The organism is Cellulophaga baltica, from assembly GCF_900102165.1.
Classification (GTDB): domain Bacteria; phylum Bacteroidota; class Bacteroidia; order Flavobacteriales; family Flavobacteriaceae; genus Cellulophaga; species Cellulophaga baltica.
The window spans coordinates 1-15,483 of record NZ_FNBD01000002.1 but is presented as its reverse complement, the minus strand read 5'-3'; the positions used below and the strand labels follow the sequence as shown (position 1 = coordinate 15,483).

Annotated in this window: 16 protein-coding genes and 1 pseudogene; 11 read left to right on the top strand and 6 right to left on the bottom strand. The window is 34.6% G+C overall.

The genetic code is table 11. The features are described 5' to 3' along the window. Window positions 1–71: 71 nt before the first annotated feature. The 3 genes from BLQ19_RS03305 to BLQ19_RS03295 form a co-directional block, all read right to left on the bottom strand. Window positions 72–1,079 (bottom strand): L-rhamnose/proton symporter RhaT, encoded by a 1,008-nt coding sequence (locus BLQ19_RS03305; RefSeq protein ID WP_074537387.1) that lies wholly within the window; start codon window positions 1,077–1,079, stop codon window positions 72–74. A gap of 158 nt (window positions 1,080–1,237) precedes the next feature. Then, on the bottom strand, window positions 1,238–2,542 hold the full coding sequence (locus BLQ19_RS03300; RefSeq protein ID WP_074537386.1) for a GntP family permease: 1,305 nt from the start codon (window positions 2,540–2,542) through the stop codon (window positions 1,238–1,240). A 142-nt stretch (window positions 2,543–2,684) separates the two neighbouring features. After that, complete coding sequence (locus BLQ19_RS03295) at window positions 2,685–3,569, bottom strand: AraC family transcriptional regulator (RefSeq protein ID WP_024479574.1); 885 nt, start codon at window positions 3,567–3,569, stop codon at window positions 2,685–2,687. 216 nt (window positions 3,570–3,785) lie between these two features. Here BLQ19_RS03295 and BLQ19_RS21180 point away from each other — a divergent pair, with 216 nt between their 5' ends. Then, window positions 3,786–3,956 (top strand): hypothetical protein, encoded by a 171-nt coding sequence (locus tag BLQ19_RS21180; RefSeq protein ID WP_175444391.1) that lies wholly within the window; start codon window positions 3,786–3,788, stop codon window positions 3,954–3,956. A 121-nt stretch (window positions 3,957–4,077) separates the two neighbouring features. Here BLQ19_RS21180 and BLQ19_RS03290 read toward each other — a convergent pair whose 3' ends face one another. After that, entirely contained in the window at window positions 4,078–4,893 is an 816-nt protein-coding gene (locus BLQ19_RS03290; protein WP_034656635.1) for a glycosyltransferase family 2 protein, read from the bottom strand. A 165-nt stretch (window positions 4,894–5,058) separates the two neighbouring features. Continuing rightward, window positions 5,059–6,945: an immunoglobulin domain-containing protein gene (locus BLQ19_RS03285; protein WP_074537385.1), complete on the bottom strand. Its 1,887-nt coding sequence runs from the start codon at window positions 6,943–6,945 to the stop codon at window positions 5,059–5,061. Between the two features lie 291 nt (window positions 6,946–7,236). Here BLQ19_RS03285 and BLQ19_RS21175 point away from each other — a divergent pair, with 291 nt between their 5' ends. The 10 genes and pseudogenes from BLQ19_RS21175 to BLQ19_RS03240 form a co-directional block, all read left to right on the top strand. Continuing rightward, window positions 7,237–7,383 carry a hypothetical protein gene (locus tag BLQ19_RS21175; RefSeq protein ID WP_155854901.1) on the top strand — a complete coding sequence of 49 codons (147 nt, stop codon included), beginning with the start codon at window positions 7,237–7,239 and terminating at the stop codon, window positions 7,381–7,383. Between the two features lie 419 nt (window positions 7,384–7,802). Beyond that, on the top strand, window positions 7,803–8,165 hold the full coding sequence (locus tag BLQ19_RS03280) for a hypothetical protein (protein WP_074537384.1): 363 nt from the start codon (window positions 7,803–7,805) through the stop codon (window positions 8,163–8,165). A 108-nt stretch (window positions 8,166–8,273) separates the two neighbouring features. Further along, window positions 8,274–8,900 carry an MCP four helix bundle domain-containing protein gene (locus BLQ19_RS03275; protein ID WP_074537383.1) on the top strand — a complete coding sequence of 209 codons (627 nt, stop codon included), beginning with the start codon at window positions 8,274–8,276 and terminating at the stop codon, window positions 8,898–8,900. A 135-nt stretch (window positions 8,901–9,035) separates the two neighbouring features. Beyond that, window positions 9,036–9,881 carry a universal stress protein gene (locus BLQ19_RS03270; protein WP_074537382.1) on the top strand — a complete coding sequence of 282 codons (846 nt, stop codon included), beginning with the start codon at window positions 9,036–9,038 and terminating at the stop codon, window positions 9,879–9,881. A 165-nt stretch (window positions 9,882–10,046) separates the two neighbouring features. Further along, window positions 10,047–11,948, top strand: a complete 1,902-nt coding sequence (locus BLQ19_RS03265) for a SulP family inorganic anion transporter (protein ID WP_074537670.1) — start codon at window positions 10,047–10,049, stop codon at window positions 11,946–11,948. Window positions 11,949–13,007: 1,059 nt separating this feature from the next. Next, entirely contained in the window at window positions 13,008–13,340 is a 333-nt protein-coding gene (locus BLQ19_RS03260) for a single-stranded DNA-binding protein (protein ID WP_074537381.1), read from the top strand. Window positions 13,341–13,433: 93 nt separating this feature from the next. Further along, window positions 13,434–13,814, top strand: coding sequence for a DUF6876 family protein (locus BLQ19_RS03255; protein WP_074537380.1), 381 nt, complete (start codon window positions 13,434–13,436; stop codon window positions 13,812–13,814). Between the two features lie 11 nt (window positions 13,815–13,825). After that, window positions 13,826–14,023: a hypothetical protein gene (locus BLQ19_RS03250; RefSeq protein ID WP_074537379.1), complete on the top strand. Its 198-nt coding sequence runs from the start codon at window positions 13,826–13,828 to the stop codon at window positions 14,021–14,023. Between the two features lie 429 nt (window positions 14,024–14,452). Further along, a complete protein-coding gene (locus BLQ19_RS03245; RefSeq protein ID WP_074537378.1) occupies window positions 14,453–14,833 on the top strand; it encodes a BfmA/BtgA family mobilization protein in 381 nt (126 codons plus the stop codon). A gap of 11 nt (window positions 14,834–14,844) precedes the next feature. After that, window positions 14,845–15,168, top strand: a pseudogene (locus BLQ19_RS03240) (DUF5712 family protein); the annotation flags it as partial. Window positions 15,169–15,174: 6 nt separating this feature from the next. On the opposite strand, the gene BLQ19_RS03235 reads toward BLQ19_RS03240, so the two are convergent. Next, a partial coding sequence (locus BLQ19_RS03235; RefSeq protein ID WP_139150191.1) for an integrase core domain-containing protein occupies window positions 15,175–15,483 on the bottom strand: 309 nt, incomplete at its 5' end.

Here is a 15,483-nt window from a genome sequence, read left to right as displayed (position 1 = left end):
ATCCTATTGTTTATAAATTTTCTTGTCATTTGGGAACAAGAAATTAATGGTTAGTTATTTGTTTGTAGACGCTAATAATTGGCATATCCTAGAAGGCAAATGGCACCAATTAAAACGGCTAGCCCCCCTAGTAGAATTTTGAAAGGTTCTCGTGCATTATTCCATTCTCCTGCACGATAAGCCCAAATGTTACTAATGATTAATGCTAGTCCTAAAAGTATAGGCCAACCTATTACAGGACCTAAATTACCCATTAATGCTGCGCCTTGTCCATATACACCTAAGGCGGCAAACCAGAAAATACCTGTTAGAACTGCCCAGAAATATGCTTTTTTGCTATTTTTTACTTTATAAGAGCTCCAAGAATTATTTTTTATCAATAGAAATAAAGCATAACCACCGTTCATGATAAACCCGCCTATGAGTACCACTACCCATGAAGCTAAGCTTGCATTTTGTGTAGAAGCATTATAGCTTTCAATAGCTAACGATGAAACAGGCCCTGCTTTTATGAAGCCAACATTTAAAGAGGCAGAAAGAATGCCAGAGGTTACTGCGATGAGTACTCCAATTTTAATAGACTTGTTACTAGAGGAATTTTTTGTATGTAATTGATCTCTTTTTACACCCGCTACCGCAGTAATCCCAACGCCAATTAGAAGAAGAATTACTCCAGCTAGAATTATTGGGAAAGATGGTTGCTCAAAAGCTCCTTCTATTTGAAACAGCGGAATCATACTTCCAACAGATGCGGCAAGCCCCATTACTATCCCATAGGTAATAGATATTCCCGTTTTCTCTACACTAATACCAAATAAGATACCACCTATACCCCAAAGTAATCCATAAAAAGCAGCAATAAATAATGTGTAGGATGGCGTTTGTTGAATTACTTGAAAAAGATCTGGAATTACAAATAATGCCCAAGCTACTGGTACAATAATCATAGCTACTAATGAATGAATTAACCACCAAGCTTCCCATTTTAATGGAGCAATATTTTTCATACCTAATCCGAAAGTTCCTTGGAAGAAACTTGCAAATAGGACCAAGGTTATTGCTAAGGTGTAATCATTCATATGTTCTTAATTTTAGATGAATAGGATTTAAACTAGTGTTTTAAAAACAAACTCCTATCATACTACTACAAAGAAAATTGATTATACCCAGCCTTAATTCAATGATTTTACCCCAAGTAGGCATTATTTTAACCCTTCAGAAGCTATTTTATGAATATTTAGAGTAATCCTTGGATATAATACGTGGCTAAAACAATAACTCCTCCAGATAAGGACGTCAGCAAAGAAAGCACACTAAAAGATTTTAGAAGTTTACTTACGGATATATCGTGCACTTCTTTAAATAGCCAAAAGAAGCTACTATTTACATGAATTATTCCTAAGGAACCAGCACATATAGCAGCAGTGGTAAATTTTGGGTCTAACATGCCATTAGCAATTAAAGGAGCTACTATAGAGGCGGTAGTAATCAGAGAGACCGTTATAGAACCAGTTACTGTTGTAAATAGCATACTTAGAAAAAAAGGAATTATAATTACCATTACCCCAGTGGCGTTAACATCAGAAAACAGGGCGTTTACAATTTCAGTGTCTTTAATCACTTGCCCGAAAGCCCCACCTGTGCCAGTAATAAGAATTACTAAAGCTGTTTTTGACGCGGCATTTTGAAAATATTGATGTATAGTTTTACTAAAATCTAATGTTGATATCAGCGGGAGTGCACATAAAATTCCTAGCGATAGAGCCCAGATAGGATTTTTAATGAAAGCTATAATTTGGTTGTCAGAAGAGTAAATTGCGCCAATAGACATAAGTGCTAGTGGCAATAAAAGTGCTACAAAAGGCAATATTTTTTTAAAGCCTTTAAGCTGCTTTTTTTTGACGCTAATTTGAATGGTTTCTTGTGTTTGGGCTCTTTGTAAAAACTTCTTATTCCATTGGAGCCAAATTAAGCCACCACCGATAGCAAATATTGCGATTAAAATATTTAGAGGGATAATGTCACCCACATTAACTTCTAAAAGTGCGGCTACAGCTAGCGGACCAGGAGTAGGAGGTATAAGCGCATGTGCCACGGTTAAACTCATAGCTAATGAGAGCCCTAGGGCCAATATGGAGTGGCCAGATTTTTTAGATAAGACCTGTAATGTTGGTAGTAAAGTTAAGTAAGCAACATCCATAAATACAGGAATACCAATAAGAAAACCAATGAAAGCCATACTTAACGGTAAATATTTAACTCCAAATACTTTTATAATCGTATTTGCAATTATTTCGGCACCTCCAGATTCGGATAGAATTTCACCTAAGAATGCGCCAAAAAATATGATGAGGCCTATCCATTTCAATGTATTTCCAAAACCATTTAATAAGCTTTCCGTCACAGTGCTTACGGTACCGCCAGTAGTTATTCCTAATAGTAAACCGAAAAAAAGCAATGCAGGAATCGGGTGAATCTTAAAAATTGTGATAGCTATAATTAATAGCGTAATACAAAGAATTAAGGTGATTAATGCCGACATAATTTGCGTTTAAAATAGTTTGGTTAGAAATCAAAAATAGTAAGAGGTTTTCGCTGTTAATGCCTAGCCACTATCTTTAATTAGCATTATTTTACCTTATGCGATATTGAGGTTTTTAATAAACAATTGTTGAGGAATATTACTATCGTGCCCCTAAAGCTTCATTATACTTTTCCATATATTCTGAAGGAGTAACTTTCATGAGCGTTTTAAATTGTCTATTAAAATTGGTGAGTGTATTAAAGCCAGATTGATAGCAAACTGTTGCTATTTGCATTTCTCCTTCAATTAAAAGTTTACAGGCATGACGTAACCTAATTTCGTTTAAGTATTGTGTAAAGGATTTATGGGTTCTTTTTTTAAAGTAACGACAAAAAGCATTGGGTGTCATATAAGCAATAGCCGCTACTTCATCCAATTCAATTTTTTTGTCAAAATTCTCTGTTAAAAAAGTGACCACTCTCCCCATGCGATCTTTTTCATTTTTACTATAGTTACTTGTAATTACTTCTGAACATAAGGTTTTGTAATTTTCACCTACAGAGAGGATATCTAAAATATTCAATAAGCCAATTATTCTTGAAAGTCCTTTGTTTCCTAACAAGCCTAAAATATAATTGTGTACTAAATAGGTTACCGCTTTAGAAAATTGTAGCCCCATATTTGCACGCTGAAAGAGTAACTGTATTTTTTTTGATTCCGCTAAATCTAAAAAATTTTCACCTAAGAAATCAGGCACAAATTTGATAACCACCAGATCTACAGCCTCATCTTCTAAATTGTCAGCATAATACTCTTTGTGATTTTTAAAGAGATGAGGAACATTGCTTCCTATTAGGTATAATTCTCCTGGAGCAAAATTACCTATAGAATTGCCAACATACCTTGTTCCTGTACTTTTTATAAAATAAATTAATTCTAATTCTTTATGAAAATGCCAATTTTGTTCAATGCACGGCAATCTGTCTTGTCTTGCTAGAAATGAATTCTCAGGCCTGTTTTCCGTCTGTTTATAGGTCAATTTCATAAATAAAAATTTGTTTGTTAAATCACTTGTAATGGTGAAATAGCAATATTGGGGAGGTTAAATTATCAATTATTATATAAATTTCACTAAATAAAACAAAAAACTTAATAAAATGGGTAATATAGTGTTGGTTAAGGAAAGTCAATTTTTTAATCGTAAGGTCTGTTTTGTTGGGTGTAGTAGATAACAAAAACTTCAAATTCTGTTGATTACTGGGTGCTAAAATGGAGTGCTATTAATGCGTATGATACTCCTGATGTTAATGGATCTAAATGCATCAAAGCAGGGAATCTTCCGAATAAAATTGTTAGGACGTGGGATACCGATAAAAATGTTAAAGACAATTATGGTATCTCTAAATTCAACGGCCAAAGCGGTATTGAATAAGTTATGAAAGATAGGCTCTTTTTTTTTATATCAAGAGTTTCTAAGAAGGAAAACGTCCTGTAATGGGACTAAAAACAGGTAGTAGAATTGTAAGTTGAATGCTTTGTTGTCTGAAGTACTTTTACTTCATAATCCCATAGGGTGTCCAGATACTTTTTGTGAATTTAGTTTCCTTACGTATTTTCTTGTTTATGGCGATTATAGCATCGTTTTTGTAGCTTCTTTCGTGATCTAAATGTACGCAGACGGCACTATATCTAATTTGTATTCCCTTGATTCCTCTGAAAAATAAACGGTGCCCCATTTCTCTATCTTCGCCACCGTATTGCATACGTTCATCAAATCCGTTAACAGCAAGAATGTCCTTCTTCCAACCAGATGAATTATGACCATTCCAAGATGCTTTCGTCGTTGTAATTTTATTTAAAAAGGCTGCTTTTTCGGCATCTGCAATCAATTTTTTCTTTTTAAATTTTTTAGGCAATCCATTTTGCTTTAACCATTTTATATCAAAGCAATTTTGCGCTTCAATATCCATCTGGGTAATTTGTTCTGAGATAGACAGTGGAAGCTTACTATATCCGCCGGATAAGAAGAACCCTTTTTTTCTATTTACATAGTGGACCTGTACAAAATCTTTTCGAGGTATGCAGTCGCCATCCGTCATCAGGATGTAATCAAAATTACAGGCTCTGATAGCCTTATTTAAAATCTTACATTTTTGGAAGCCATTGTCTTCGTGCCATACATGTTGTATGTTGTAAAAGACATCTTTTTTAATCTCATTAATTAATTGTTTTGTGGCGGGAGTAGAGCCGTCATCGGCAATAATAATTTCAAACTGTTTATAGGTTTGAACATTATAACCCCAAAGTACTTTTTGCAACCATTTTTCAGAATTGTAAGTACTTATAATTATCGAAAGTGTGTCTTCCATCAGAACGGTATACTATCTTATATGAAATGCTAAAGTATAACGCTAATGATAAGCGTAGGTTATCTCTGTTTTATTAAAACCTTTGGAATAGGTTATTAAATTAGGTAGTGTTTTTTTGTACAATTAGATATGAACTTTAAAAATGCTCTTAAAACAATTGCAATCTTATGCTTTATGAATTCGGTATGTTATTTTCCGATTGGTAATCATTGTTTTTATTCTGATATCTAATACTACACTTTCGGAAATAATAGGAGAGGAGCATACATACCCTTCATTTGAAAGTATTACTCGAAATTCCAAGCCGTTAAATTCTATATTTGCATTATGAATGGTCAGAGTAGCTGTTTGAATTCCTGTATAGCTTGCAAAATCGATAATATCAGAAAAACTTGTTCCTCCATCCGTACTTATTTGCCACTGATATTGTGCGGTATTTGAGGCTGTAACAGAAATAGAGCCAGAATTTCCATCAATAATAATGGTGTCTTGTGGTTCCATAGTAATAGTTGGTGCTGCACTAGCTTCTTGGTAGTCGGGGACAGCATTTGTATTTCCATCTCTTGTACCGGTGTATCCGCCTTGATTAATGATTACCCCCCAGAAGTCTATAGATACTGGAGAATTGCCTAGTATAGCATCGTTGTCGGGATCTAGAAAACCAGCTTCTATAACATCAGTACATCCATCAGCATCACTATCAGAAGATAAAAAATCAAAAGTGTTATCCGTATCAGAATCATTAATTTGATAATTTATTGTACCATTGTCAAATTGTCCTGTAGCCTGTACGCTATCGGGTATACCATCCGTACCCACAGATCCGGTTACTCGTCCATCAACAAGTGTTTTTCCGTGACCAGCTTCAATACCATCATATATGCCATCGTTATCACTATCCAAATCTAAACTGTTTGGTATCCCATCGCCATCAGAATCTAAAGGAGTACAACCGGTGTAAAAACTTTTATCATTTACTACAAAAAATATAGGATCTGCATTCGCGGAAATTTCAAGTCGAAATATTATTGCTTTAGCTCTTTCGGCAGCTGTAAGTCCAAATTCAGATAATTCAACTGCAGCAAGGCGAATATTCTTTTTTTGATTTCTACCGCTAGAGGAATCATTTGCATTGTATTGATCTACATTAGAGTTTCCTACTACAGGTGTATCATTCCAATTAACTTCAACACCATTATCTAGATAATTTCCATCTTCATCTAACAAATGTAGTCTGTTATAGTTCAAACCACTCCCTAATTGTGCGCCTTGGGTTAGAAGAATATCCATCTCACCATCTCCATAGGCAGCTGTGTTTGTTCCTCCTAGACTAAAATACCAGGCATTGTCAATATTTGCAATAGCATACCCCATATCAAGACCTCTTTCTCCTTGATATAGGTATGGATTAAAGGGTATTCCGCCAGAGGTGAGCTGTGGTCCTACGGCATTTGAAGTATTGCCATCTATGGCTCTACCTTCTAGACGTACGCCAGATGTAATACTGGTCACAGGTCTTAATGCGGTCCACGAAGTTTCTGCTACCGTTAAATCTGCTACGGCATCTCCATCCGTGTCTACATTATCATAAAACCCATTATTATCTGTATCTATCATAGCAGTGGCTCCAACGCCTGTAGCATAGGTTTGGCTACCTACAGTAAATGCTAAAAGTTCAGAGACATTATCATAAGATGTCGTGTTCAGGGCTCCCACAGATGAGGACCAAAAGCCGCTATAGTTGGTGTAGATAGAAGTTACATAGTTTGTTGACCCTAGACTAGGAGGAGGCGTTCCAAATCCGGTGCTTACTTCACAACCGTCTTCAAAAAGATCGGGAATACCATCATTGTCATCATCCTCATCAATGTCATCTGTGAGTCCGTCTCCGTCACTATCAGGAAAAAGGCTAAGGTTGTCAATTCGTGTGTTTGAATTTATTTCTTCTGTTGTGGAGTAGGGCACAATAGTGCGGGTATTAGTTCCAAATAGAAGAATAAATAAAGTAATAGGTAAGGCTAGAAATAATTTTACTAATGCGGTATGCTTCAATCTGTGTGTGGTATTAAAGGTGTGTGTAAAAATGATTTAGCGGTTATCCTAAAGCAGCTCTAAGCTAACAGAATTTATAATAGGAGAGTTTTAATTGTTGTTAATAGAATTCTTTTGAGGGTGTATTGGAGGTTTCTTGTTGTTTATGAAATGACCAGCACTAGAAATTGTGGTGCAGACTTGCTAATTTGGATTCGTTAATCCTAATATTATACAATAATTTCTTGAAATTGTATAACAACTTCTTCGAGGTGAGAGTTCATCTTTGTAGCACACATAAAACTATACCAAATGGAAACAAATCAATATAAAGGAACGGAAAGAATTAGCGAAAAAGTAATTATCACAAATAATGAATTATTGTTGCATGAAAGTATTGTGAGGGCATTAGTTCCTAAGCAGTCTTCAGCTCCAAATTATTTTAGCGCTATGGGGTAATGTAAAACTCAGGCTATTGTAATAAGAAAACTCCGGTAAGCAAAACATATTTGTTTACCGGAGTTTTTTTTATGCCTATATGTTACAGGTGTCGTCCACAAGATTTTTAGAAAAAGCCAAGATTCTTCATAGGGCAAATTTCCTCATGCGGGGATTTATTACCCGATTTAAATAAATGATATATAGTGAATTTTTTATTTAACTTGTTAATTTTCAGTTATTTGTGTTTATTAGTTTTTAATTATTCTTTTTAGGCATACCATTTGCTTTTTACCAGGAGGATATCATAAGTAGTTGACGCTGTAGCATTTACACAGTAATAAAAAGGGTGTGGATGTCATTCATGACAGTGCAATGATACACTATGAAAGTGAAAGCCATAAAAATACAAACGAAGTTAAATCCATACATATATAGCTATGATTAAATATCTAATTATTTTTCTATTCTCCGTAAGTTTTCTGAATGCTCAAACGTATACAAGTGAGACCTCTGTGGAGGTGCGTGTTGGCGATCTTTTTGAAATAGGTAAGCCAAAAGCAAAGGCCTACAAGCATATTGATTTTCCCAAAGCAAATTTTATCATTAAAAAAGGAGGTATTGCTAATTATAAGAATACCGAAGGAGAGCTAGTGGTGGTAACAGCTATAAAAGAGAAGAAAAATGGCGTTACTCAAGTCTATATTAGGCGCAATGATGGAGGGCGTTTCTTTGGAAGTCACACGGTAGTTAAGGCAGACGTTAATCAAGCCTTAAGCGCGGGAGAATTGCGAGTATTATAAGGTATTCCATGCTGTAATCCATTTAATTTGATAGGCTAAACCTTAGCTATATGATGGATTCTTTTGAAACAATTGATTCTATATAAAGTAGTACTAAAGGTTTAAAATATGTTTAAAAATTTTACAATAGCGCAAAAAGTTCAAGTTGGATTAATTCTAGGAATAGCTTTCTTATTAGTCTTAGGCACAAACCGATTGGATAAAAGACATTTCTCAACAGTTCAGACCACAGTAAATTCGGTATACAAAGACAGGGTTATTGTGCAAAATTTGATTTATAAATTGAATGCCATCTTCCATGCGAAGGAAATACGGTTTATACGTAAAAAAGATTTTAATACAATCCCAGACGAAAATCAAAAGGCAGAAGAATTATTTTCAGCTTTTGCAGCCACCAAGCTCACTGGTAAAGAAAAAAATGTTCTTGATGACTTACAGGATCAGTTTCAAAACCTCAAAAAGTTAGAAACTAATTTGCTTCAGAATTCTGAGGTTTTACAAGCAAATCATCAGACATCAGCAGAGCGTATCTTAAGTAAAATAGAACAAAATTTGAATGTTCTCGCTAAAATTCAGCTCGAGGAAAGTAGAGAACTAACACAACTTTCTAATAAATCGTTAGGGATGACTATTCTCTTGTCTAAATTAGAAGTTGCTTTTTTAATATTGATTGGTATAGCTATGCTGACTCTTATTTTTTATCCCGTAAAAACAGAGGTAGTAGTACAAGAATAATTCTTTTTCTTAATAGGCTCTATTAAGGATGATTAGTATCCTTAATCTCAGCTACTGGTAGAAAAGAAATGATATCATTTGTCTTCGACCATTTATCAGAAATACGACGCAGCCTTAATCTTAAAATATAATGTTATGCCAAAGAAGATATTATTAACTACTGATTTTTCAATGAATTCTTGGAATGCTATTCAATATGCTATAAAGCTTTATGAGAATCAGGAATGCGATTTTTATCTTTTGAATACCTATGCAAAAGATGTATATGGGTTGGATAGTTATGTGCTTTTAGACCCTGATGACGTATTTGATAAATTGTCTGAGAACATTTCAAAAGAGGGGTTAGGAGATGTTTTGGCGCAACTATCTAGTATTGATAAAGATTTGAAGCATCGGTATCATATAATCTCACGATCAGAAAGATTTTTAGATGCGGTAAAGAGTTTGGTACATAGTCTTAAAATTGAAATGATTGTGGTTGGAGCAAAAGGGAAAACAAATGGGGAGCAAGGTAAATATGGAAGAAATACTTTAGGTATTATTGAGACTATACGAAAATGTCCAGTTTTAATTGTTCCTAAAAATGCAACTTTTAATCAGCCGGAAGAAATTGTTTTAGCGACTAATTTTAATACCGATTTTGATATTTCCGAAATTAAATACCTTGTTGAAATAGCTAAAATGAGTAATGCGCGTATTCAAATTTTGAGTCTAACGGATGATAGCGTAATGACAGCGCAGCAAAAGAATAACAAATCGCTTTTAGAAAAATATCTGGTTGGTCTAGATTATATTTTTAATGTGCTCCACAATGTAAAGATGTCTGCGGCACTCAGCTGTTTTGTGGAAATTAAACATAGTAATATGATAAGCTATGTAGATAAGAAGCCCTCTGTTTGGGAAACCCTTGGTTTTGTTAGACCATCTCTGGGTAAGTTAGGGTATTTCAATGATGTGCCTGTGCTCGCACTTCATGGTTAGATAAGTTTCCATATGCTCAAAACCAAACAAATTACGTAGTATAATTTATGATTTATAATTTTTTTAGTATCCATTTAATGAGGATTTCTTTTCTAGGAAAACATTAATATCTTAAGAAATATTCCTTTTTAGATGTGCTATGCATTTGATAAAACACATGACAATATGAAAAAACTTTTTACCAATTTTAGGGGTGATCTTTTTGGAGGAATTACGGCAGGAATAGTGGCCTTGCCTTTGGCATTAGCATTTGGTGTAAGTTCAGGTTTAGGGCCTAGTGCAGGACTCTATGGCGCTATATTTATTAGCTTTTTTGCAGCACTATTTGGCGGTACAAATACGCAAATTTCAGGGCCAACAGCACCTATGACTGCTGTTAGTATGGTTGTCATTGCTGGTATTGTAGCCTTAAATGATGGTGATTTAGAGAAAGCACTTCCGGCCATTTTACTAGTTTTTCTTTTAGCAGGGTTAATGCAAATAGGCCTTGGGCTATTGGGCATAGGAAAATATATTAGATATATACCTTATCCCGTGGTTTCTGGTTTTATGACCGCCATAGGAGTTATAATTCTTGTAACACAAATTTTACCGTCTATAGGGTATTATCCAAAAGACGATACAGCTTTTGTAGCGGGTTTTAAGCCAGAAGCAGAGGAAATTATATTGAGTAATATTTTAAAAGAAGAAACCGGGGAAGGTATTTTAGTATTAGAAAATTTTCAAGAGACCATAGATAGAGCTAATGAGGTTACTGAAGAACAAATACTTAAAGAAGCAAAAACATTAGCAAACACAGAAGCGTCTGGTGTTATTGGTGCACTAAAAGTATTGCCAAGGGCACTTCAAAATATCAATTGGCTTGAATTGATTCTAGCCTTATCTACAATCGCTATTATATATGGTTTTAAGAAAATAACAATACTGATACCTAGTGCTTTAGTCGCCCTAATTGTAGTGTCTAGTGTGGCGTTTGGGTTCGGTCTTAATTATCGACCTATAGAAAAGATTCCTGGTGGTTTTCCAATACCTAATTTAAATATGTTTTCTCAATTTGAGTTAGGAGCTATCACCCCATATATCTTTACGGCATTGACTCTTGCTCTTTTGGGAGCTATAGATTCTCTGCTAACTTCAGTAGTGGCAGACAACATGACCAAAACGAAACACCAACCTAATAAAGAATTAATAGGGCAAGGCGTAGGAAATAGTATAGCTGCTATTTTTGGGGGCCTCCCTGGAGCAGGAGCAACAATACGTACCGTCGTAAATATTAATGCAGGAGGGAAGACAAAATTATCAGGAATGATTGCTGGAGTATTACTATTACTTATCTTATTAGCCTTAGGACCAATAGCATCGCAAATACCAGCGGCCGTTCTAGCAGGTATTTTAGTAACCGTAGGTATAGGTGTTATGGATTATAAAGGATTGAAAGCAATTCCTTTTTTGCCTAAAGATGCAAAAATAGGACCTTTTAAATTTAGTTCAGAGGTTGTTATTATGTTGGTGGTATTGGTATTATCATCGGTATGGAATTTGGTGTACGCAGTGGGTGTGGGGCTTATCATAGCGTCCTTACTATTTATGAAAAAAATGGGCGACCTTACAGCAGAGCGGTCAGATGTTAAAACCTTAAAAAAAGAAAAAGGTTGGGCTGATGAAAAAGACTTTCCTGAATCCTTGAAGGAAGAAATTTTTATCAAACATCTAAAAGGACCTCTATTTTTTGGATCTACTAATGATTTTCAAAATTTAGCGAACCAAATACCAAGAACAGCATCTACGGTAATAATTAGAATGGGTCGCATGCAATATCTAGACCAATCGGGACTCTACACCTTAGAGGATGTATTGTTAGATTTGAAAAAAGAAAATATTAATGTCTTTTTTGTCGGTGTACTTAAGCAGCCTAGGTATATGATGGAGCGTGTAAATATAATTCCACACTTGGTGCCAGATACTCATATATTTAAAAATTTCTCAGAGTGCCTTGCCTATTTGAAAGATAATGTCGCTCATGATTTGGAAGATAGAAAAGAGATAAAATATCAGGAGCTCGTCTAAAGTTACATCTTATGAAAGTAGCTATAAAAACTTATTAAGAGATAAGAACCCTTGCAAATAGTCTTTTGTAAGGGTTTTCTTTTGTTGTAAAAACGGACTTACCTTATTAAAGGGCTTAATTTTTTTTGAAGCTAGATAGTATACGAATAAAAAAAGCTTCCAATTTCTTGGAAGCTTTGATTTTAGTGGTGACCTCGACTGGATTCAAACCTAGCGTTTGTATCCCTTTGTCTATAAGGTCTTAGCAATATTCTATTTTCTTTGTTGTCGATTTGTGAACCTGAAAAAAATCAGTTTACTATTTTGTATTTCGTATTTAGTAAAATTAAACATTATTTGGTAAATGCTGTTTTATGACATTTAAAAACATCAAATTTTATTACTTCAAAATAATATTTACGTGTTTAACGGTTTTAAATTAACTGTATTTCTCACATTCCGTTCAGCACATTCCTCTTTATTCCGTTTCCCTACATTTCAGGGAAATAGCTTCTCTACAAAAGTCTTGGACACAATCCCCGATGTTAACTTTCCATTGCGCTAACCCAATCCGTCCCGAAGCTTCGGTACTGGATTGGAACACTGCATTCCAACGTTAAAATCGGGAATAGCGTCCGCCACATCGGAATTCCATAATTCATTTGGTATCACTTCCTATGTTTTTCTTCTTCACATAAGCCTTTAGATACCCTTCCGCTCCCTACTGTCTAACCTTTTTTTGACAGCAAAACAACAACATTTTGAAGTTAAACAGACTGCATAAACCAGGCTCATGCTTCGCTCTTTTTTATAAGTCTCTATCAATTCAAAATATTGAATCCCAGTAAGCAACAAAAAAAGGTAACAGCGAGGGCGCTATAGGAAGTAAATCTAAAATGAAACTTATGAAATCGTATAAAAACATCAAAAGAGGAAGTGAAACCAAAAAAACAAAACAGGAAAACGCTCCAGATATAATAAGTAAATCATTTAAAAAAAAATATAAAACTAAACTGTCTGAATGGTTCAGATAGATTTTATTAACCTGCCTGTCGGTAGACAGGTCTTAAATAATACATTATGAATTCTTTAAAAAATCATGTACAGTTAATTGGAAATGTTGGACAAGAACCAACGATTACGAACCTTGAAAGCGGAAAGAAAGTTGCCCGATTTTCAATAGCCACCAACGAGTATTACAAATATGATAAGGGTGAAAAACAAACAGACACCAATTGGCATACTGTCGTAGCTTGGGGTAAGACTGCTGAAATTATTGAAAAATTTGTAGACAAAGGCAAAGAAGTAGGGGTTACGGGAAAATTGAAATCTAGAAGCTACGAGGATAAAGATGGAGTCAAAAGATTCGTTACGGAAATCGAAGCCAACGAAATTCTATTACTTGGAAATTAAAACAATAAGTAAATCAAAAAAAATAAAGAGGGCGCAGCCTTGGAAAGTTTCACCCTCTTTTTTCATTAATAACTTCAAATAAGAAATCAAATAATGAAGACACAAGTTAACGAAATAACAGCAGGATTACAACATTTTCACGGTACGGAAATGTTCTATCAAATTCCACTATTAAGAACCCGATTTACAGACGGATTAAAATATCTTGCCAATGTTGCAGATTGTTTTTGGCTGATTACGGATACTTCTGTAATAGCAAAAAGTCTGATGCACCGAAGCGAATTTATTACCATAGACTTTAAAAGGCTATCTAAGGAAAAACAAGATTTTACGGATTATGAAGCCGAAATTATTTATACGGATGGCAACGATACTATTCTCGAAAAACATCGCTATCGCTCAACTGATTTTCCACTCGATGAACTGCGTTTATTTTTTGTAAATAATACACTGATGTTACCAAGCGAATATTAATATAAAGCGTCATGGTATATCTCAATTTTACAGACCTAAATGAAGAAGCTCAAAACCGACTTTTGGAGGCTTCTAAAAAAGATGTAGAACGAAAATTTGGCGATGATATTCGCAAATACGTAAAAGAAAATTACACTTGTTTTGAAACGATGATTGAAGAAGAAGCGATGCGAAATTTATACTCTTATAAATTCATTTTCAATATTTAATTTTTTTAAAATAAGAAACAAGCACCTCTAAAATTTAGAGGTGTTTTTGTATGCAATTTATATCATATCAATAAAAAAACGTATCTTTATTTCGCTGGAAATACAGCACACAAATAAAGTAGGGTTGTCCAATTTTCGACTTTCGCCGATAACCGTACCCATCGAAAAATAACATACTGGAAATTCATTTCCTTAAAATGGCAATTGGTTTTTGAACCAGATTGTATGAAATTTTTGTTCGCCTGGGGCGAACGAAAAGGAGTAGCAAGAGGGTAACACGCTGCGCGATGTTTAGAGCTCCTTTTCGTTTTCAAACTGCTGATAATCAATAGTTTGAAAATAGTGTAATTTCTTGTCCTGCTACAATTTGCGACAAACGCCTTGTAAACGCCCATTTTTAGGAAAGAATTTGCGACAAATCGGCGAATTATGGACTCATTTATCGGAATTAGATTTAAAAAGGAAACAGCAAAACGCTTTCAACAATTTTCAAGAACACACTTTAAATCACATACTGAGGCGATGGCTACCATGCTCGATTTTTTCTTCTACAACGAGATATCGCCGAAAGAAAAATTTGGTCCAACGGGAAGAACTATGGAAGCCAAACTCCTAAAAAGAATCAATGCTGTTATTGCCATTATGCGCGCTATGGAAAAGACACAAACCAAGCCGACAGTCGCCATGATAGAATCCCTTTTTCAGACCGAGATGCCTACAAAAAAAACGTTGATTCTAGAGAAGAAATTTCTTGAAGAAAAAAAGGCAGTCCGCTTTCAAGAAAAGAAAAATTCCAACCCTGAATTTTAAATTGTTGCGCTATGTATATCACCATCACACCCCAAAAATTAGGAGGTACATATTCACAAAGTTCAGCGGATTTTGTGGGCTATCTGGAGAAGGAAAATCAAAGCTTAGAACAAGAAGAAATGGAACACTTTTTTAACCAATATGGTGATGAAATTTCAGCCGAAGAAGTAGTAAAAGATATCGATGGAAATGGTGCAAAACTCAAAAAAACTGAACCGAAGTTTTATTCCATTACCGTGAGTCCTTCTAAATATGAATTGAACCGGTTGCAAAATAGTAGCGAAGATTTAAAAAGGTATACGCGCGAACTGATGAAGGATTATGTTGTAGACTTCCCCTTCTTAGGACACCTCTAATTTCGATAAATAATTATTATTTGGGTCAGATTTGATGAAGAATTTAAATTCTTCATCAAATCTGGGCATGAATTCTTTAGGTGATATATTACCTAAAGATTTATGCGGGTGATTAAAATTATAGTCTTCTCTCCAGTTGTCGCTTATTTTTTGAAGTTGATAAATGTCATTGAAATAATAGGCATCTAATATATCCTCCCTAAAGAAACGGTTAAATCGTTCTATATATCCATTTTGCATTGGCTTTCCCGGTTGTGTATATTTAATTTCTATAAAGTTCTTTTTACACCAGTT

Coding starts and splice junctions, on each gene's coding strand:
- BLQ19_RS03290 (WP_034656635.1), bottom strand. CDS start 4,893: ATGGAAGACACACTTTCGATAATTATAAGTACTTACAATTCTGAAAAA.
- BLQ19_RS03245 (WP_074537378.1), top strand. CDS start 14,453: ATGGACTCATTTATCGGAATTAGATTTAAAAAGGAAACAGCAAAACGC.
- BLQ19_RS03305 (WP_074537387.1), bottom strand. CDS start 1,079: ATGAATGATTACACCTTAGCAATAACCTTGGTCCTATTTGCAAGTTTC.
- BLQ19_RS03250 (WP_074537379.1), top strand. CDS start 13,826: ATGGTATATCTCAATTTTACAGACCTAAATGAAGAAGCTCAAAACCGA.
- BLQ19_RS03255 (WP_074537380.1), top strand. CDS start 13,434: ATGAAGACACAAGTTAACGAAATAACAGCAGGATTACAACATTTTCAC.
- BLQ19_RS03260 (WP_074537381.1), top strand. CDS start 13,008: ATGAATTCTTTAAAAAATCATGTACAGTTAATTGGAAATGTTGGACAA.
- BLQ19_RS03270 (WP_074537382.1), top strand. CDS start 9,036: ATGCCAAAGAAGATATTATTAACTACTGATTTTTCAATGAATTCTTGG.
- BLQ19_RS03280 (WP_074537384.1), top strand. CDS start 7,803: ATGATTAAATATCTAATTATTTTTCTATTCTCCGTAAGTTTTCTGAAT.
- BLQ19_RS03300 (WP_074537386.1), bottom strand. CDS start 2,542: ATGTCGGCATTAATCACCTTAATTCTTTGTATTACGCTATTAATTATA.
- BLQ19_RS03275 (WP_074537383.1), top strand. CDS start 8,274: ATGTTTAAAAATTTTACAATAGCGCAAAAAGTTCAAGTTGGATTAATT.
- BLQ19_RS21175 (WP_155854901.1), top strand. CDS start 7,237: ATGGAAACAAATCAATATAAAGGAACGGAAAGAATTAGCGAAAAAGTA.
- BLQ19_RS03265 (WP_074537670.1), top strand. CDS start 10,047: ATGAAAAAACTTTTTACCAATTTTAGGGGTGATCTTTTTGGAGGAATT.
- BLQ19_RS03295 (WP_024479574.1), bottom strand. CDS start 3,569: ATGAAATTGACCTATAAACAGACGGAAAACAGGCCTGAGAATTCATTT.